General features: G+C 37.4%; 20 protein-coding genes. 11 read left to right on the top strand and 9 right to left on the bottom strand.

What is annotated here, in order from left to right; translation table 11 throughout:
- Nucleotides 1-33: 33 nt before the first annotated feature.
- Complete coding sequence (locus AABB81_RS10585) at nt 34-663, bottom strand: hypothetical protein (RefSeq protein WP_342160459.1); 630 nt, start codon at nt 661-663, stop codon at nt 34-36.
- Between the two features lie 277 nt (nt 664-940).
- On the opposite strand from AABB81_RS10585, the gene AABB81_RS10590 reads away from it, so the two are divergent.
- The 6 genes from AABB81_RS10590 (at nt 941) to AABB81_RS10615 (ending at nt 5,691) form a co-directional block, all read left to right on the top strand.
- Complete coding sequence (locus AABB81_RS10590; protein ID WP_342160461.1) at nt 941-1,606, top strand: adenylate/guanylate cyclase domain-containing protein; 666 nt, start codon at nt 941-943, stop codon at nt 1,604-1,606.
- Between the two features lie 125 nt (nt 1,607-1,731).
- Nucleotides 1,732-2,085 (top strand): hypothetical protein, encoded by a 354-nt coding sequence (locus tag AABB81_RS10595; protein ID WP_342160463.1) that lies wholly within the window; start codon nt 1,732-1,734, stop codon nt 2,083-2,085.
- A 100-nt stretch (nt 2,086-2,185) separates the two neighbouring features.
- Entirely contained in the window at nt 2,186-2,662 is a 477-nt protein-coding gene (locus AABB81_RS10600) for a hypothetical protein (protein ID WP_342160465.1), read from the top strand.
- Between the two features lie 97 nt (nt 2,663-2,759).
- Entirely contained in the window at nt 2,760-4,550 is a 1,791-nt protein-coding gene (locus AABB81_RS10605) for an adenylate/guanylate cyclase domain-containing protein (RefSeq protein WP_342160467.1), read from the top strand.
- 35 nt (nt 4,551-4,585) lie between these two features.
- Nucleotides 4,586-5,092: a Pycsar system effector family protein gene (locus AABB81_RS10610; protein ID WP_342160469.1), complete on the top strand. Its 507-nt coding sequence runs from the start codon at nt 4,586-4,588 to the stop codon at nt 5,090-5,092.
- 107 nt (nt 5,093-5,199) lie between these two features.
- Nucleotides 5,200-5,691, top strand: coding sequence for an HD domain-containing protein (locus AABB81_RS10615; protein ID WP_342160772.1), 492 nt, complete (start codon nt 5,200-5,202; stop codon nt 5,689-5,691).
- Nucleotides 5,692-5,934: 243 nt separating this feature from the next.
- Here AABB81_RS10615 and AABB81_RS10620 read toward each other — a convergent pair whose 3' ends face one another.
- From AABB81_RS10620 to AABB81_RS10630, 3 genes are read right to left on the bottom strand one after another with little or no spacing between them, the layout of a single operon-like run.
- Nucleotides 5,935-7,227 carry a serine hydrolase domain-containing protein gene (locus tag AABB81_RS10620; protein ID WP_342160471.1) on the bottom strand — a complete coding sequence of 431 codons (1,293 nt, stop codon included), beginning with the start codon at nt 7,225-7,227 and terminating at the stop codon, nt 5,935-5,937.
- A 55-nt stretch (nt 7,228-7,282) separates the two neighbouring features.
- Nucleotides 7,283-7,522: a hypothetical protein gene (locus AABB81_RS10625; protein WP_342160473.1), complete on the bottom strand. Its 240-nt coding sequence runs from the start codon at nt 7,520-7,522 to the stop codon at nt 7,283-7,285.
- A gap of 40 nt (nt 7,523-7,562) precedes the next feature.
- Nucleotides 7,563-7,964, bottom strand: coding sequence for a DUF2721 domain-containing protein (locus tag AABB81_RS10630; RefSeq protein WP_342160474.1), 402 nt, complete (start codon nt 7,962-7,964; stop codon nt 7,563-7,565).
- A 125-nt stretch (nt 7,965-8,089) separates the two neighbouring features.
- On the opposite strand from AABB81_RS10630, the gene AABB81_RS10635 reads away from it, so the two are divergent.
- Together AABB81_RS10635 and AABB81_RS10640 are read left to right on the top strand one after the other, a co-directional pair.
- The gene (locus AABB81_RS10635; RefSeq protein WP_342160476.1) at nt 8,090-8,665 is read left to right on the top strand and encodes a peptidylprolyl isomerase; all 576 of its coding nucleotides are present in this window, start codon (nt 8,090-8,092) and stop codon (nt 8,663-8,665) included.
- 231 nt (nt 8,666-8,896) lie between these two features.
- On the top strand, nt 8,897-9,385 hold the full coding sequence (locus AABB81_RS10640; protein WP_342160477.1) for a hypothetical protein: 489 nt from the start codon (nt 8,897-8,899) through the stop codon (nt 9,383-9,385).
- Between the two features lie 49 nt (nt 9,386-9,434).
- Here the strand turns inward: AABB81_RS10640 and AABB81_RS10645 are convergent, their stop codons facing one another.
- The 3 genes from AABB81_RS10645 to AABB81_RS10655 form a co-directional block, all read right to left on the bottom strand.
- Entirely contained in the window at nt 9,435-9,899 is a 465-nt protein-coding gene (locus AABB81_RS10645; protein WP_342160479.1) for a hypothetical protein, read from the bottom strand.
- Nucleotides 9,900-9,955: 56 nt separating this feature from the next.
- Nucleotides 9,956-11,737 carry a hypothetical protein gene (locus tag AABB81_RS10650; RefSeq protein ID WP_342160480.1) on the bottom strand — a complete coding sequence of 594 codons (1,782 nt, stop codon included), beginning with the start codon at nt 11,735-11,737 and terminating at the stop codon, nt 9,956-9,958.
- A gap of 146 nt (nt 11,738-11,883) precedes the next feature.
- Entirely contained in the window at nt 11,884-12,330 is a 447-nt protein-coding gene (locus AABB81_RS10655) for a KTSC domain-containing protein (RefSeq protein ID WP_342160773.1), read from the bottom strand.
- 331 nt (nt 12,331-12,661) lie between these two features.
- Between AABB81_RS10655 and AABB81_RS10660 the strand changes: the two genes are divergently transcribed.
- The gene (locus tag AABB81_RS10660; RefSeq protein WP_342160481.1) at nt 12,662-13,516 is read left to right on the top strand and encodes a dioxygenase family protein; all 855 of its coding nucleotides are present in this window, start codon (nt 12,662-12,664) and stop codon (nt 13,514-13,516) included.
- Between the two features lie 76 nt (nt 13,517-13,592).
- Complete coding sequence (locus AABB81_RS10665) at nt 13,593-15,182, top strand: serine hydrolase (protein ID WP_342160482.1); 1,590 nt, start codon at nt 13,593-13,595, stop codon at nt 15,180-15,182.
- A gap of 486 nt (nt 15,183-15,668) precedes the next feature.
- On the opposite strand, the gene AABB81_RS10670 is transcribed toward AABB81_RS10665, so the two are convergent.
- The gene (locus AABB81_RS10670; protein ID WP_342160484.1) at nt 15,669-17,213 is read right to left on the bottom strand and encodes a phospholipase D-like domain-containing protein; all 1,545 of its coding nucleotides are present in this window, start codon (nt 17,211-17,213) and stop codon (nt 15,669-15,671) included.
- A 227-nt stretch (nt 17,214-17,440) separates the two neighbouring features.
- Entirely contained in the window at nt 17,441-18,325 is an 885-nt protein-coding gene (locus AABB81_RS10675; protein ID WP_342160485.1) for a ChaN family lipoprotein, read from the bottom strand.
- Nucleotides 18,326-18,609: 284 nt separating this feature from the next.
- Between AABB81_RS10675 and AABB81_RS10680 the strand changes: the two genes are divergently transcribed.
- Nucleotides 18,610-19,710, top strand: coding sequence for a DUF2911 domain-containing protein (locus tag AABB81_RS10680; protein WP_342160486.1), 1,101 nt, complete (start codon nt 18,610-18,612; stop codon nt 19,708-19,710).
- Nucleotides 19,711-19,752 lie beyond the last annotated feature (42 nt).

Here is a 19,752-nt window from a genome sequence, read left to right on the forward strand (position 1 = left end):
ATACAATCCCTGTGGAAATGGAATGCATTCAGACTACTGAGACCTAATGACTTCATGTAATGAATAAATATTCATTTCCCCTTCATTCAGAAGGAAGCTGCTTACTTCTTCAAATTGAGATCTGCTGTTTGCCTCAAACACTTCTCTCCTTTTTTTAAAAACAAGGTTTGCTTTAAGCAATTTATCCATTGCCTTATTGTATTCATTTAAATCTTTATCGTTGATCTCATTAAAATTCACGCATGTAAAAAATACATCCTGTTTCTTATACATTTCCTCTTTCATATCAGTGACCGAAAACACAATTTCATAATCTTCTTCATTCACATTTATTTCCAAGGTATGACCAAATCGGGCCTCCAAAACTTCGGCCATTGCATTCCTTTTAGGATACAACTCTTTTCCAATATTTTTATACAACACTTTGGTTTCACCATTTATTTTAATTCGCCCTTTTTCAATATCAATGGTTTCAACCTTGTTCTTATCCGCATTCTCCTCATTAGTGAACCAGGTTTCAGCTCTTGATATGATCATTGATTTACTCAATCCGTTTCTTGCAAATTTTTTACTTATGGATTTGTCTCCAACCACAACTTCCTGGGCATAATTTGATCCCGAGAATAAAACGGCCAGCAGCACAACCACAGATAATTTCTTCATAGATTTAATTCCCTTGATGTTTGACTAAATTTTCCTAATAAATTTCTAATATTTATGAACACATACAATCCAGAGGCATATAAAGTTGTAAACAACTTATAAAGGTTCAAAATATCGCTTTAGGTCTGCGCTAAATTACCTTTTTATCAAAAAGCACGAATGGTTTAAACATCCTCGCCTGGTTGAATTTCAATCATTTTTAGATCGAATGAGATAAAGTAATGACCCTATAGCTAAAAACAAACTTGCCACAAATGAAAAAGGGGGTGATTAAACCATGCCACAAAATGTCAAAGAACTGAAAGAATCTGGAAAAGTCGAAGCAAAAAAGTTAAATTCTGTTTCAGTCTTATTTACAGATTTTCAAGGGTTCACTTTGTCGTCCGAAGACCTTAGTCCCGGGGATCTTGTCAGGAGTGTCGATTTCTATTATCGTAAATTCGATGAAATCATCAAGAGTTATGGGCTTGAAAAAATAAAAACTATTGGAGATGCCTATATGGCTGCGGGCGGCTTACCTTTTCCTTCTGATGATCACGCTCAAAAATTGGTCACAGCTGCTTTAGAAATAGCAGATGTTGTCAATGAAGCCAAGGCTTTATATTCAAATGATCTCAAGCGATTTGATATTCGAATCGTTATACACAGTGGCCCTGTGGTTGCCGGAGTGGTTGGTGCAAATAAATTTGCCTATGATATCTGGGGAGATACTGTGAACATTGCTTCGAGAATGGAATCGACTTCCTTGCCGGGAAAAGTCAATATTTCAGACAGCACTTATGATTTGATCAAAAATGATTTCGATTGTGAATACAGAGCTGAAATTCACGCAAAAAATAAGGGAATGCTGAAAATGTATTTTGTTAATGGCCCTAAGTCAAAAGATAAGCATCCCGGTGAAAAAACTTCAATAAAAGGATCCACCATCGAGTTTTCACAGTAAAATTTTATATCAACTTCACATCCTACAAACTGATTTCTTGATTTTTGTCAACTAAATGGTTGATCCTGATCATTTCACATGTGCTGAATTGTCTTTAATTTACGGTTTCTGAAAACTATCATCACATGTATACCGAAATAAAATCATACCGTATTTTTTTGGACTCTGGATCGCAAAAAAACAGAAGTTTTACCACCATTAATTTATATGATACGCGTGACGAGGTCTTGGGAGTTTTACAATTTTTTGAAGAAGGCACAAAGATCGTTGAACCTATTGACTTTGATCGTTTTTATATTCAATACCCTATTTCCAAGTTTTCGTATATCGTTGATATTCTGAGAAATGAAAAACCCATTTTTGTGGGTTACTGGGAAAATAAATATGGTAAATACGGCAGGATTTGCACAGGCAAAGAGCCTGTTGGCGAAGGAGAACTTCACGCCTCTATATTTAACTCTCAGGTTGTAAAAACCTAACTGTATATATGACGATCAAAAGCTTCGAATCAAAAAAGAGATGAAGTCAGAACATAAACATTTTAAATAATCGAATTAGTAATCTTTAAATTATAGCAATATGGAAAGCACAATAATCGACAAAGTAAAGGCCCGAATAATTCTGGAAAAAAAGAAAATGGAACTTTTGAAGGAAACGAAAAGTAACAGGAAAGATCAATTCGTTGTCTTAAGAATCGATAGTCACGGGGTAGTCAAAAGTCTGGATAACGACTGGAATGGAGAAGTTAAAACCTCTTTTGATACTGTAGGAGAACGAAATTTTATAACACCTGTAAGCATAGGAAAAAGGATCACATGGATAGTTATGCCAGAGAAAGAAGATGACGAAATAACCATAGAAAATATTGTGATCAAAAATTCTTCACCGAAACAGATTCTAAGAAACAGGTCATACATCAGAGCCAGTAAACACGTAGTTATCGGAAGAGTTAAGAACAGCAATATTTCACTTGGCGACACCCAGGAATACTACTTAACATATACTGTTAATGGACATGCCTATGTACTAGATCCCATCATGGAAGTACACAGATAATGATGAGCGCATAAATTGTTAACCGCCATTTTTTTTTATACAGATGCTACAACATCATGATTTATCATCTTTTATCGGGAGAAAAGCCCTAATTGTTATGGGCTTTTTTTTAATTATTAGCTACAGTAATTTTGCCCAGAATCAATCTTTGGCAGACAGTCTCGAGTTGATTTTTAAAAAAGGTGATTTTGATGAAAAGGATCGACTTAATATCCTGGAAGTTTTGGCGCAAAATCATACGGTTTATGAAAAAAGGATTGAATTTATTGACGAATTGATAGAATTCTCCAAAGATTTAGATGCAAATGACTATCTGTGGAGTGGATATCTTGAAAAAGGAAATGTACTTACTAAAAACGGAGACCTAAGCCTGGCTTTGGAAAGCTATTTAAAGGCTGCCGATATTGCCATTGAAATCAAAGAGAACAACCTTCTTGGCTCCACCTACACTGCTATCGCCGGTGCTTATTACAATGCACATAACCATCAAAATACCGTATATTATTATCAAAAAGCCATTGAAATCTTTCGGCAAGCAAAAACACTGGATTCATTAAATTTTGCCAAAACCAATTTAAATCTTGGGGATGAGTACCTCAGGGTGAATCAACCCGATTCGGCCTTAGTTTATTTCCTTCAATCTGAACCCATATTCAAATCTTTACAAAATGAGGCAGGAGAGGCCTATAATTTGGGAAATATCGGAATAGCCTATGCCCAAAAAGGGAGACATGATTTGGCCGAAAGCTATATGAACGATGCTATAGTCATACACAAGGCCTTGCAGGATTATTATCCGATCTGCCAGTATCTTTTGATCAAAGCTGATATTTACATAGCTAAGGGAGATTATGAAACAGCTTCAAATTTTGCCCATGAGAGCCTGGTTCTGGCAACAGAAAAAGGATTAAAAAAACAGATTAGTGAAGCAAACCTAAAGCTTTCGGATATTTATAATCTAGTTGGTAATACCAGTGACTCTTATCAATACTATAAAGATCATATTGCCTATCGCGATAGTGTATTTAACCTTACATCATTACAAAAAATGGCAGATATGAGAACAAATTTTGAAGTAGCTAAGAAACAATCGGAGGTGGATCTGCTCAATCAGCAAAAAACAAATCAAAAGGTGTTGATTTTTACTATGGTGGTCATTTTCGTCATGACCGGCCTGTACTACTGGAATATCAGCAAAGAAAAAAAAAGATCCGATAAACTCCTGCTCAATATCCTGCCGGCTAAGACTGCTGAAGAACTAAAAAAAAGCGGCAAGGTACAAGCCAAGAAATTTGATTCTGTAAGCGTCATGTTTACAGATTTTCAAGCCTTTACCAGATATTCACAACAGCTTTCTCCTGAAGTACTAGTGAAATCTGTAGATTATTTTTTTTCAAAATTTGATAAGATCATAGATACATACAAACTTGAAAAAATAAAGACCATTGGAGACGCATATATGTGTGCCGGCGGACTGCCCAATCCCTCAGATGACCATGCAGTCAAAATTATTCAGGCGGCTTTCGAAATTCAGCAGTTTGTAACAGCGTCAAAACAACTTCCTGATCTTAACATAGCACATTTCGAGATCCGTATCGGAATCAATACCGGCCCAGTTGTGGCAGGGGTCGTTGGAAAAAAGAAATTTGCTTACGACATTTGGGGAGATACAGTGAATGTGGCGGCTCGTATGGAGTCAAATTCAATGGCTGGCATGATCAACATTTCAGAGAATACTTTTAAACTTGTAGAAAAATATTTTGACTGTGAATACAGAGGGGAAATTGATGTAAAAAACAAAGGGATGATGAAGATGTATTTCGTGTTGGGACCTAAAAATCTTTCCAAAATAAAGAAACAGACTGGAGATAAGATAGTTTTATGTTAACTTTATCAGGAATTACCCATCAAACGAAATACAATATGAGACAAGATCCAAATAATTATTGGGAGCAATTAGAGCGATTAGAGAAACTGATCAGGGCTTCCGAATTAAAAGCTGGTATTATCTTTTCCTTCCACAGTCTTGTTATTGGACTTTTTATAGATCGCATAGAACAATTCCAGCCCATAATAACATCAAATAAGGTTTTTCTTGTAATTTCATTCTTATGGATGGCCTGTGTCTTGGTGTCTATTTATTATTGTTTTAAGTGTTTTAAACCGCAGATTGAATTAAAATATGACAAGAATGTTTTTTTCTTTCGGGATGCTGTATATGCATTTGGAGATGTTAAAGAATATACTAAAAAACTGCTGGAAGTCTGTGACAGTGAGACTGAACTGTATGAGCAATTGAGTGAGCAGATTCATATTGAAAGTAAAATTATAGACCAAAAATTCATTTGCGTTCAGAAATCGATTAAATTTTTTGGCCTGAGTTTTATTTTTGTTCTGGCCGCGCTGTCTTTCTGGTTACTGACAATTTAAAGAAATCCATTGATTTGAAAGGATATTACATACTTCGGAAACGCATTCTAGACATTTTACATACTAAATTGCCAAAGGACCTGTACTACCATGGCGTACATCATACAATGGATGCTTTGAAAACCTGTGATCTGTATCTAAAGCATATAAAAATAAGCAAACATGAATCTCAACTTCTACGCTTGGGTATATTACTTCACGATATAGGTTTTACACAGAGCACTGAAGATCATGAATTAAAAGGTATAGAAATCGCGAATAACTTATTATCAGAATTTCATTTTTCAAAAAAGGATATTGACATTATCAAACAACTCATTTTATCTACTAAAGTTCCTCAACAACCCAAAACTTTATTGGAAAAAATCATTTGCGATATCGATCTGGATTATTTGGGCAGAGATGATTATTATAAAATCAGCGATCAATTATTCAGAGAACTAAAGGTTTATTCGGGTCTTAAAGATCGTAATGAATGGAATAAATTACAGGTCAAATTTCTTGAAGCCCATCGTTATCATACTGACTTTGCCATTAAAAACCGAAAACCTAAAAAAGAATTACGCATCAAAGAATTAAAAGGGCTGATCAAAACTTGAAAAATGTAAAATCTTCAATTAGCAGAACCTGTTCAATCAGATAAATTTGAATTTACAGTACTTTTTAAATTGCGTGAAAAAATAAAATTAAAAAAATGTCATTTTTTATGTTAACCTTTCCTAATCTCCTTTATTAATAGAGTACCCCCTCATATTTTGACTAAACGCTAGTGAATAAACCCCTGCCAAAAAGTGCAGGGGTTTATCAATTTTAAGACTTGCCATAGTGTCTTTACATCTTACTTAATCATCAATAGCCTGTCCGACAATCTGCCTAAATTTCCATCCTGTTTCGTCCGATTCAATATCCTGGGTTTGTTTTAATAAAATCCCTATAACCCCCTCTTTTGGATCTGCAAAATACTGGGTGTTAAAATAACCACCCCATTGAAAACTCCCGATACTTCCTTTACCTCCTTTATCCTGGCCTTTTTGATTTAATACGCTAAAAGCCAAACCGTAATACGATCCTGAATCCCCCCATAAGTCTCCAATCTGATTGGCCATCATAAACTGTACAGTCGTTCTGCTAAGAATTCGAATTCCGTTTAACTCCCCCATGTTAAGGTACATTTGCAGAAACGAAGCATAGTCCTTCGCGGTACTTGATAATCCTGCTCCACCTGAAAAGTATGTCCTGGCTCCTTTAACAGGATAATCCGGGTCATAAGCATATGGTGCCGGAAACTTTTCCCATCTGCCTTCTTTTAATGTTTGTACCGAAACCAACCTGTTATGTTTTGATTCCGGTAAATAAAACCAGGTATCATCCATATCTAGCGGGTCAAAAATTCTAGTCCTGAAAAATTCGTCCAAAGGCATTCCTGAAATGATTTCTATAAAGTACCCCAATACGTCAAGACCTTCACTGTAAACAAACTTATCCCCCGGATGATGATGCAATGGAAGTCTGGCGAGTTTTTTAATATTATCCTTGATGCTTACAGGTTCTGTAGTAAAGAGGTCAATAATACCCGCCTTGTGATAGATTTTTTTAAACCTTTCATCCCCATCGATATATCCATATCCTATACCCGAAGTATGAGTGATCAAATGCCGAATGCTTATGGGCCTGTTTGCTTTGGTTGTTGTATAAGAAGAGTCTTTTTCTATCAGTGAATCCAAAACCTGAGCATTCTCAAACTCTGGTATGTATTTTGATATCGGATCGTCGAGCCTGAATTTACCCTCCTCCCAGAGCATCATCACAGCAGTAGACGTAATGGCCTTTGTTTGGGAGGCAATTCTAAAAATGTCATCTCTTTTTAGATCTCTCCTCGTCGCATTTTCGGCTGAGCCAAAAGCCTTGTGATATATTATTTTACCGTTTCTTGCGACCAGGGCCACTGCACCCGGTATTTCATTTTTTTGAATAGACTCGGTCAAAACATCGTCGATAAAAGAAAGTCGTTCTTCTGACATGCCAACAGAACGGGGAGTTGCTTCAGCGAGTGGTGGAGAGTTTTTAATCGATTTGGTTTGCGAAAAGACTGAAGTCGATAATAATAACAATACAAATAGCACTAATTGACGCATGGCGATATAATTTAGGTTGGTAAAAAGAACAATCTAATATAGCACTTAATTATGATTAGTTCCCGACCTCCAAATAACTTTCTGCAGTTATCGGATAACCGTCCAGGGTCAAGCCTTCAAGTTCAACATGATATTGAGCCTCCGGGTCTGCCGTATAAAATGAAACCTTAGGTTTTCCATTTGAGTTTAATCTGAGGTTTGGTTCCCAATGCAGTGTTACCCGATAATCAGACCCTACCTCATCCTCTTTGTCAGGCTCGTACATTGGTTTGTAAAATTCCTTTGCTGTATACATGCCAGGATAAACAAATTACGTACCATAAATTAAAAATATCTTATTTGCTCTTGTTCTCTAAATCACTTAAATGATGTTCTAAGGCCTCTACTGATATTTGAATTTCCCTGATCAAAAGGGCCAATGAAATAATCAGTAGAATAAGCGCAACGCCAAAAACCCAAACGGCAATCACATGTTGTTCAATGTAAATAAGAAACATGGTCAAAACACAAAGTAACAGGCTGGAAATTCCGAATATCTGCATGGCTCGAGTTAAGTAAAGACGCTGTCGAAGGTTCTTAATTTGCCGAATCAAAACTTGATTTTGATCCTTCTTATACATGTCATGCAGATTCCTTACCACTGCAGCATAAGCTAAAAATCGATTTGTATAGGCCAGCATGATTAATGAAATTGCCGAAAACAATAAAGCAGGGGTTGTAAGTGTTAGTTGTTCCATTACTCAAAAGTAACCGAAAGTTTTAAAAGATTAAAGCATTCGAATTATTTTGATAAAAATTATATTTCTATAATGTTATAAATAGCTTACTTTTAAGAAAAATGGTCAACATAAATATAACACCCATGAAAATAAAATATTTCACGATTCTTCTGGTTTTGATAGGAATTTCTGTTACTGCCCAGGAAACCATTACTTGTAAAATAAGCACCTCTATGGGAGACATATTTGTGGAATTATATCCTGAAAAAGCACCTGAGACTGTAGCTAATTATTTAAAATATGCGGAACAAAACCTTTATGACGGCTCCTCTTTTTTCAGGGTTTGTAATCCCGATAACGAAGCAGACCGGCAAGTGAAGATTGAAGTAATTCAAGGCGGAGACGTATCAGAGGAAGATCAGTTTTCACCCATTGAAATTGAAACCACAAAACAAACGGGAATCCTGCATAAAAACGGAACAATTTCTATGGCTCGAAGCGAACCAAACAGCGCAACATGCAGTTTTTTCATTTGTATTAATGACCAGCCCGAATTGGATTTTGGCGGCAAAAGAAACCCGGATGGGATGGGTTTTGCAGCCTTTGGAAAAGTGACTAAAGGAATGGATGTGGTCAAGGCCATTCAGATGCAAAAAGATAAAGACCAGTTTTTGATCAGCCCGGTAATGATCAATCACATTGTCAAACTTCAACCTTGATCATTACAGGCCAGCGAAAAGAAAAGTAATCCGCATAACCACTGGCCGGAATTATAATGCTGCTCCCTGCATCAAAATGACCCATATCAATCATTGAATTGATTAAGATCAATGTGTCATTTAAAGAATGCTGATAATTTTAATTATGGTTAGAAGTCAAAGCTGTAATCAGTCAATTTGGCTGATTAATCAACGGACTTGCCCAGGGAATTAATCAAAAAAACAGGAATTATGGAAAATAACGTTTTGGATAAATCGGTAAACGACTATGTGAATTCCCTTGAAAAGGTATTGGAAAAAAGAAAACAGTGGGCCGAATTTACCTTACCCCTCCTTTTAAAAACCTTAAACGAAATACAAACCACTTATAGCATTGGATGGAGGGTGCAACAACTTGATTGGTTGATGAACAATAATGCTGTTAATATTACTTTTGAAAGCTTCCCGAAATCAATGATCGAAAAACTGAACGGATCTGCAGATTTTGAATTTGTTAAAGGTGCCGCTTTGGTTTTTTCCCAAAAATACAACGGAGACATTTCAATTTTCATTATCTATCCAGCCGCATTAGAACCTCTTTCTGAAGAAGATATCAATGAAATGGGTAGTTATAATCCTAATGAATTCAATGAGAACTTTATCGTCAACAAAGTATCCCTTTTTTTGGAAAAGATCATTATCAAAGAAGAAAATGTATTGATACGAAAAGTTGGGTTTTAATCTGGTTAAGTGTTAAGTGGAAATGAGCAAAATCCTCTTAAAGTGGCTTTCAATTGCCTTGTTTTTTTAGATGAACCCCTCCTACCCGCATGCTAAAATCAAACATATAATTGGTTTTTAAATGAAAGTCGGCCAGTGAATAATCTATGTCATCTGTACTGTCTTTTGGGATAATCAAGAGTATGATTAGATGGGTTTTATTCAAGTGAACAGCATTATTAACTTCCGAATCGAGTATTCCGAAAATCTCAAATCCAAACCCTGCCTTCTTAATTTTTGGTTCAATCACAAAAGTGTTTCCAATACTTATTTCGATTTTCCCATCAGGTTCTATAGTTATTCTAATGGGAATTTCTCCCATCTTTTCAGAAACATCCGTATCCAGTAACCTGCCCTGACCTTGCCAAACTCCCACTAAAAAAGGGTGAGAAGCAACAATATTTTTATCTCCTTTCTTGAAGTTGTCACAGGCAAATACTAAAAAGACCAACAAAACTAATCTGAGTTTATTCATTTCTATTCAATTTTACATCAGTTTACAGGAATACTCCAACCATAAAATTTAAACTATTAGCCTTCCGGTTGATAAACCAAAGGAGCCGGATCAGGTAAATTCATGTCCCGGATCAATTTGAGATACCTGGGATCCTTTTTTATTTCATCTGGCAGAAACATCACCCTGATCCATGGGAACCAGCCGTGTTTTTGTTTATAATTCAAATATCCAAAGGTCTTGTCAATGTCCCCCAAATGAGCATACATGATTCCCAGGCACAAGGCACGATAACCATTAAGCGGAAGGCTTTCCAACTCATCAAGAACAGCCTTACCCTCTTTGATATTCCCGGTTTCCAACAAAGCCGGTCCGTAACCGACATATTTCCATCCTACGAAAACCTCTGAAGCCTCTTTAAGCAATTCCAGTCCTTCATTTATCCGGCCCTGGTCCAAATAGATCCGACCTTTGACAAACATACTATGTGCAAGATCATTTTGCATTTGAGAGGCTTTATCGGCCTCAATCAGTCCTTCCTCATACAAACCCACCCAACGATAAAGTTCTCCCAGCCAGGCAGTATTCAAAGGAAAAAAGGGATCCAGTTCCTGAGCAAGCTTATGCTCTTCAATGGCTTCATTCATTTTACCAAATAAAGCAAGGTACCATGATCTGTGATAATGATTGGATGAAAGATTTGGATTTAAAGAATTCGAACGGTTAAAGGCATATTCCGCAAGGGCCCAATCCATTCCAAAATAGGTGTGATAATGTGCAAGGGCTGCCCATCCCATCGCTAAGGTTGAATCAAGCCGAATGGCCCTTTGTGCAGCCTCTAAAGCCTTGGGAAATACATCAGGAGGAGGATCTGGTCCGTGTCCCAGGTTCACATAGGCTTCTGCCATCCAGGCGTATGCATAGGGATCTGCAGGGTTTTTATCAATCGCCTCCTGCAAATAAACCAATCCGCGCTGCCAATCAACCGGTGATGGTTTATTCAAATAGTGCTTTCCTTTAAGATATAATTCATAGGCTTCAGGCTTAACGGGCCTCAGACCCGACCATAAGACGGCATCTGATTGTTTAACTGTAATATTCATTTGTCTTGAAAGATCAGCAGCTACTTCGGCCCAAAGTATCCTGACCTCTGAAATATCTCTGGTATAATTTTTTTGCCAGACAGGTTCGGCATCAATAGATTCCTTAAGTTCAACCTGGATATTTAACCTATTTAACTCCCTTTCAATATTACCGCTGATAAAAAAATCGACCTTCTTAAGCACACTATTAATTAGGGAATTAGCGGGTTCAAATCCGGATGTCATGACCTGAGTGGAGCCCTTATTGATCACCCTTAATTGATCTACTTTTGACAATTCGCCTATAAGGGTCTCAGTCATGCCTTCTTTAAAATAACTTTCTTCTTCTTCAATATCCTGGGAAAACGGTAATACGGCTACTACTTTATTTTGAGGAACATCCGGACTTTCATTCCAGGTGGATCCTGCCCAAAAACTAATAACAACAAGTAATAAGACCGCAAAGCCAACCGAAACTGCAATGACTTTATTCAGGCGTTGATTGGTCAATTCTAAGGTTTCCTGATCAGCAGGCCGATCATCCGTTTTTTGAATACCATCGGCGGTTAAATCGTAAACCCAGGAAAAAGCGATCCAAAAAATAAGACCGACAGACAAAAAATAAATCAAGGCTTTAAGCGCATACTCCGGAGCGTCAAAGGCGGGGAAGATGGTAGCGGCAATTTGTATTACAATCCATGATATAGCCAGGTAGGCTATGGTTGATTTAAAAACATGCCTGCGTTTAAGTTCTGATATTAAGTTTCTCCATTTCATAAGAAAAACTCTTATGATTTTGCAGATCTGATTATCTAAGGAGTTCTAAGTTACGTAATTATCTTTAAAATAACCAATTATCAAAGCTCTTTACAGTATTTTAACTGGAAGTAAATTCTTTAGGGGTCAGGTGCCACATTCCTGACTCAGGCCATAACTGCTGCCTTCTTTGACTTTCTGTAAAGAAAAGAATTAAAAATATTTCTTTTGCCAAAATTATTAAGGGATCGGCTATTGGCAAATTTGATAAAAAGTTTGCGGTTCACGCCAAAATATTCATAGGTGTTTCCATCAGTAAAAGTAACCTCTAAAAGCATGCTTTTATGGAAAAAATCGGCAACTTGCGATTGGTTAATTGTATCGTGGTATTCCTGTGCATTAGCTTCTCTGGTTTCTGGAGCTATACTTACCAGAAAATGATAACCATCAATGATTTTCTGGCTTACTGCACCAGCTTCTTCCTTTTTATCTTCACACTGAAATTTATCCGGATGCCATGCTTTCACCAGTCCGCGATAAGCAGTTTTTAGTTCTCTCAAATCAATTGCTCCTTCTACTTCAAAAAGTTTTTTGTATTCATTGATACGCTTCATACCTGCTTTTTTCAAATTGACGGCAAATCTATTCATATTAGTTGACATAGAAAGAAACCTTTTTGTTTATTTAAATTGAGTCAAGCATTGTTTACCGAAGAATTCATCTCTGATATTCATAACCGCAGGGTAATGTATACTGTTTAATCAAAGGAACAGGTTTTTGTGAGCCAGGCTCTCATCTTTGGTTAACCATTATGATAGCTTGGGAAAGATATTCATACTGTTCATCCAAAATCACTTTTATGACCTGCTAAAATATATTAAGTTTATGGTCTGGCAAATTAACGTATTTCATATGCAGAGAAGAAATTTTATAAAAAAATCATCCATGATGGCAATCAGTGTAAGTGCTTTTGGAGGGATTCACTGGAATGGGGCAAACTTTGTTGGAGACTCCCCGACAACGACAGATATACTTGGACCATTTTACAGGCCCGGGGCACCGATGAGAAGTAACATTATTCCAAACAGTTCCACAGGGACTCCAATGAATTTACACGGTACAGTTTTTAATGAAAGCGGTAACATACCTTTAAAAGGTGCCTTGGTGGAAATATGGCAATGTGATGAGAAAGAACATTATGACAATGCTTCAGACGACTATTTGTTCAGAGGTGCCGTAAAGACCGGAAACAAAGGGCAGTACAGCTTTAAAACCATAGTACCCGTTCCGTATAAGGCAAATCCCAGTGATGATTCTTCCTGGCGCCCGGCACATATCCATATGAGGGTTTCTGTTCCTGAACAGCAAGACCTCATCACACAGATCTATTTTAAAGGTGACCAATATATTGATAATGATACCTGGGCTTCCTCTCCCGGTGCTGTGAACAGGGTTTTACCCATAGTAAAAAATGACCAAGGAAATCACAGTGTCGTCTTTGATATTATCATGAATAAAGAAATCCCGCTGGATGCACAGGTATACCAAAAAATTACCGGCCTTTATAAGATGGATGACAAAAGCAACATAGAGTTTATTAAAAATGATGACCTCTTATTCATAAAAAGGAATGGTCATTTATTAGAAGGTCTCAGGTATATTGGAAACAATACTTTTGAGGGAGGAATTGGCAACCCTAAAGTAAGTTTTGAATTACTGGAAAAAGATGGTACCAGTGCAACTGTAAGCTTTTATGGAAAAACGATCACCGGGGAGAAGTTTTTAAAATACGGTGAATAAGCAATCTGCTCATTTAAGAACCTGTTTCAAGGTTCTTTTTTCATATATTGAAGGCTCAACTAAACAAACATGTCCTATGAAATCTACCTGTCCCGGCTACCAAGCCATTATTCTTTTTGCATTCTTTTTCCTTTTTGGTCTTCAGACAAATCAAGCCCAAGATCGTACAAGTCAACAAATCGATTCTCTTGTAAATAAGGCCATGTCTACCATGCCTCATGTCGGACTGGCCATTGCAGTGATCAAAGATGGAAAAGTAATTCATTCCAAGGGATATGGAATGAGCTCAAAGGCTTCTGGCAAACCCGTTGATGAAAATACGCTTTTTGGTATAGCCTCAAATAGCAAATCCTTTACCGCCGCTGCTCTGGCTATGCTTGTGGATGAAGGCAAGTTAGACTGGAATGATAAGGTCGTCGATCACTTGCCCGAATTCAAAATGTATGAGCCATATGTTACGGAGAATTTCAATATTCTGGATCTTTTGACCCATCGAAGCGGTCTTGATCTGGGAGCGGGTGATCTAATGTTCTTTCCCGATGGAGCCGATTTCAAAGCCATCGATGTCATAAAAAGCTTCCAATATCAAAAACCCGTTTCAGCATTTAGAACGAAATACGACTATGATAACCTGCTTTATATTGTTGCCGGAGAGCTTATCGCCCGGGTAAGTGGTATGAGTTGGCCTGATTTTATAGAAAAAAGAATCATGAGCCCTATAGGCATGTCATCCTCCTCTGCTATTTTTCAAAATATCATAGATCACAGCAATGTGGCCAATCCTCATTCTATCGAAAAAGATAGGATCAAAGAATTTCCCAACATGGGAGGTCTTGACCCCTCGGCGGGAGCTGCCGGCGGTATCCATTCGAGTGTTAAAGACATGAGTCATTGGTTGCTCCTCCAGTTGAACAAGGGCAAATACGGGGATGGTCTTTCAGAGCAGCTATTTTCAGAGAAAAACCAAAAAATGATGTGGAAACCTCATACCAATATAGGTTTCAACCCTACTCCAGGGGGACCTATCAAAACCCATTTTGAAGCCTATGGTTTGGGCTGGTTTATAAAAGATATGAATGGCCTGGTTGTTTTTCAACATACCGGTGGCTTACCGGGAATGCTTTCTAGCACCGTTGTTATTCCAGAGATCAATGCTGCTGCCGTTGTGCTGACTAATGCTGATCCGGGTGGTTATAGTTTCTGGACCATGAGAGCCAGTATTACAGATCTGTTAATAGGAGCCAAACCTACCGATTGGATATCTTTTATGGAGGACAGGATCACACAACGTGAGAGCAAAGGTGATTCGGTATTAACCGCGACTTGGAAAAAAGCAACAAAAGTCGATCCCTTGGAGAAAGATCCGCAAGGTATTATGGGGATTTACAAGGACAACTGGTTCGGAAAAATGGAAGTTTTTAATAAGGATGGAAAGCTTTGGATGAAGTCACATCGTTCCCCAAAACTGCATGGAGAAATGTATTATTACCAGGCAAATACTTATGCCATTAAATGGGAATATCAAGATATGAACTGTGATGCCTTCGCCATGTTTCAACTTGATGAGAAGGGCAAGGGAACAGGAATCAAAATGAAAGGGATCTCACCCAATATTGATTTCAGTTTTGATTTTCAGCACCTTGATCTTAAAAGAGTAAGCCCGTGATCAAATTTTATTTTGAAAAGCTGACAAGCAATTACGAGAAATGAATTTTAATTCACCTAGACTCATCAATGTTTTGAGAAGCCTTTAAAGGAATGTTCTTGTTATTCACATGACTCACATCCCCTTATAAAAAGTTGAGCAAATAGGCCAGTGTGGTGCAAAAAACCAGTATTAAAACAATTAATTCAACAGTCAAATTTCGTTTTTCTTTTTCACAGACTTCCATAGCTTTATTTTTAGTCGCACAGTTAATAACGAAATAAGTGGTCGAATATTTTGAAATTTAGGCATAAAACCTGTTTTTGAAATGCTACAATGCGGGAATTCGTGAATGCTTGAATGCTTGAATACGTGAATGCGTGAAATCGAACATGCCTGCCCGCAGGCTGTGCTAAAATTTAATCTATAATGTTAGTTCTGGAGAAAACTTCGAAATTCAGCGTTCCCTGTTCGACATTCTTTATTCTACTGAGCCTCACCGGTGCATTATAAAATTTCTTTTGGAAGGATTTTACGCGTCCAGGTCTTTACTCTTTTAAGGTTGTTTACTTCGGAGTCAGGATTAAAATCAACTGTGGTTTCCCAGGAATTTTCAGGTTTAAATTCTTCTTCCATCCCTTTGAGGACCTGCTTTGAAATTTCTTCAGAATGGATAATGGTTACACATTCAGTATTTAAATTGGCACTTCTTGGGTCCAGGTTAAATGTCCCAATAATCGTGGTATGACCATCGACCACCATGGATTTGGCATGGAGGCCAAAAATAGGTTTATGATCCAGGGTTTTCTGTAATTCACCTGTCATCATCTTTGTGCGTTCTGCCGCATCAGGACGGAACTCAAAAATCTTAACCCCGGTTTGGAGAAGTGTGTTTCTGTCACTCTGGTAGCTGCTAAAAGCTTCAACATTGTCGGTTGAGGCCAGGCTATTTGTCAGTATCCTTACTTTTACCCCTCTCTGTACAGCTTCTCTAAAAAGTCCCTGGCTCAAGTCAGAAGTAATCAGATATGGGGTTTGGATATCAATTGATTCTTTTGCGTTTTTTACTAAATCTATCAAGGCACTCGTTGATAAACCACCTCCACCGAGGCCGTTTGTACCATCGTTTTTACCGGGAACATCCGAAACAAAATCAACCTTATCCACCCAGGCAATTGCTCCGGTCTCTTTTAATTCCCTGAATGCCATAGGGAAATTTTCTATCCTGCTTCTTACCTGGGGCCAAAAGTTTTCAGGGTTGCAGGCATACTCGTGAAGTCTGTCAAATGTATTTTCACCGGCATCAGCAGTTAGCGGGTTATCACTCAACTCATGTACATCAACGCTTAAAGAATGGCTCCAGAATTCATCAAAGGAAGCCACAACTTTATTGGTTTCTTTTCCCAGCAATAAGACATCCCTGTCTCTAAAATTATACTGATGATCATAATCAAAATACTCATCGGCAATATTGCGTCCTCCGGTAATGACAACCTTATCGTCTACAATAAAGGTTTTGTTGTGCATACGCTGGTTGGCCGATCTAAAATCGGTGATAAACTTTTTGGCTTTACTAAATAAGTTTTTACCAAGATTAACTCCGGGATTATAGATCTTGATCGTAATGTTTTTATGAGAGTCCATGGTTAAAATATCATCCAGTTCTGCATCTACCATAATGTCATCAACCAGGATCCTGACCTTAACACCCCGATCAGCGGCCCTGACCAAATAATCACAGGCAATGAGACCAATATTGTCAGTTGAAAATATAAAATATTGGATGTCGATTGTTTTTTCGGCATGTTCGGTGAGCCAGGCCCTGGCTATCATTGAACCAGCGCCATCTTCGAGTACATGAACCCCGGTTTTATGCTCCATTAAATGAGCGACATCCTTAAGTTCATCGGATAAACTAATACTATCATTTCTGTGAATACTGTCACAAAAATCAGAAGTTGGTTCTTGAGATGTCTCTTTTTGTTGCGTGCATGAAGCAAACATAAACAAGGTAATGATGATGTAGAAATTCAATTTTCCAAATTTCCTCATAATTTTTTCAGTTTTGGAATACGATCTTAAAGATAACGGTAATTAGCTGCCTTTATTTGGTTTTGTTTCTCGAGAACACACATGAGAACTTATCAATGCATTACTTTGAGCCAAAAAAGATTATTCTTTTCCATAAAAAAGGAAAGGGCTAACGGCCGTGGGAATAGCTCATTAGCCCTTTAAATTTTGTTTGTACTTATGCAATTTACACAATATTTTTAAATTACTTATCTCTCTGATTGTGTCATGCCATCAGCTACAACAATTATATAGTTGGCAATGGTTGATTTTTCGTCATCTGTCATTTCATTCCATTCAGTTTGTGTTACCGTCGTCACAGATTTTATCGACAATCCAGGACGGATTTTATTGATCCACCATATGATTCCCTGTTCATGGTTTGAATGGTAATATCCTTGAAAATGAAACAGAAAATCTCCGGGATTAAAATTCATGAGTGAAAAATGTGCCATAGTAGCATCTTTCGCAGCCTGGGCTGTTTGTATGTTTAACATGTTTGGTGGTGCGTGTTCACCCATCATATCAGCCATTTCAGCATATGCTTTTACAGTAGGGTCAAAATATTTTTCCAAATCAGGGCCAATCATAGCGCGTGCTTCCGGGCTAAGTTCACTTAAGGCCTCAATTCCTTTTTTATTGATCATTGAAGCATATCTCCTGGGAATATTTGTCGCTATAAATCGTAAACCATTCTCTTTTGCAAAGTCAAGCAGGGGTTTATAATCAGTACTATAGTTTTTCCACATCTGTGTGATTTCGGGAATCATTTTATCCTCAGCATATAGTCCACTGAGATATTCATTGATCACCAACTGATTGCCATTTTCAAACATCTCGGCCCCAAAAAACAGCTTGTCCCCTTTTATCTCAAAAAAGCTTTTGCTCATTTCCAGCTGCATCCAATGCGATATGGGATCAGTGTGATATTCACCAAAAAACACCATATCACTCTTAGCAAGGTCCTTGATCATTTTTTCATATTTCACCTTTTTCCCATCATTTTTAAACAATTGATACGCTGGTTTGTCTTGAGCTGCTGCAATATTCACAAAAGCTGTTAATAGAAAAATTGATATTCTTATTTTAAGCATAAATTTATGTTTTATCGACCCTGATATTAGGTTCTTCACTAAAAATTGATCGGTTGATTTCTTTAAAAATTTTTTGTTTTGGTAAATCTATTGAAAATATTTGACAGAAATAATTTTTATTGACCTTCACTACCCCAGCTTCCCACATTTCAAATTTAAACCTAACACCCAAAGTCTTGAGATTTCGTTAATTAACAGTGTTTTAAGGGACTTTAACATTCCCATAACAACACCGAAGGCTATAAGCTACTACTTTTAATGTAATTCATTAAAACCAAAATAATATGAAACATTTGTACAAATTTTTTGGAGTTGCCTCTATGTTAGCGGCACTCTTATTTACTGCGTTTGTTGCCCAGGCACAAATTAATACCCCTCGCGGGAGTCAACATGCAACCGTGTCTCAGCGAATAGGTACGTCAGACATTACGATTAACTATTCAAGGCCAGGTGTAAAAGGCCGTGAAATTTGGGGAAAACTAGTGCCCTATGGTATGAACAACCTTGGATTTGGTAATGCAACAACGTCTCCCTGGCGAGCCGGAGCAGATGAAAACACTACAATTAGCTTTTCTCATGACGCCAAAATAGAAGGAAAAGATATTAAAGCAGGAACTTATGGACTTCATATTGAAGTTAAGGAAGGTGATAAAGCGACTCTCATTTTATCCCAAGACATCAATTCATGGGGAAGTTATTTTTACGACCCCAACAATGACGCATTACGAGTCGATATTACAACAAATACTGTTCCTCATAAAGAATTGCTTACCTATGAATTCAATGCCCTAACACCAACATCGGCTGTTACATCTTTGGTATGGGAGAAAAAAGAATTTCCCTTTACTGTAGAATTTGATGTAACAGAAATTGTCTTGGATGAATTCAGGGACAAAAGCAGGGGGCAATTAGGCTTTGTCAGACAGAACTGGGAGCAAGCAGCACGTTTCTCTTTAAATAACGGAGGGGATTTAAATGAAGCTTTAGGATGGGTAGACGGCGCCATCTCAGGTAATTTCTATAGCCAAAAAACATTCAATAATCTTGCTCTTAAGGGACAGATTCTCCAAAAAATGGGCAAAACAGCTGAGTACACTGCACTGATGCAAGAGGCTGCAAGTATAGCTGATATGAACCAATTGAACATTCTTGGTTACCAAATGATGAACAACAAAGATTATGACAATGCTTTAAAATTTTTTAAGCTCAATGTTAAAAACAATCCAACAAATGCCAATGTACATGACAGCTTAGGAGAATGTTACAAGACCATGGGAGACAAGAAAAACGCTATCAAGTACCTGAAGAAATCACTTTCTTTAGATCCTCCAGCCAATGTAAAAGCCAATTCAGAAAAGTTACTGGCCGAACTGGACGCCATGTAGATGAAACCAAAAAAAAAATGTATAAACCCAACGCTATGTTGG

The organism is Lutimonas vermicola, assembly GCF_038433205.1.
Lineage (GTDB): Bacteria > Bacteroidota > Bacteroidia > Flavobacteriales > Flavobacteriaceae > Lutimonas > Lutimonas vermicola.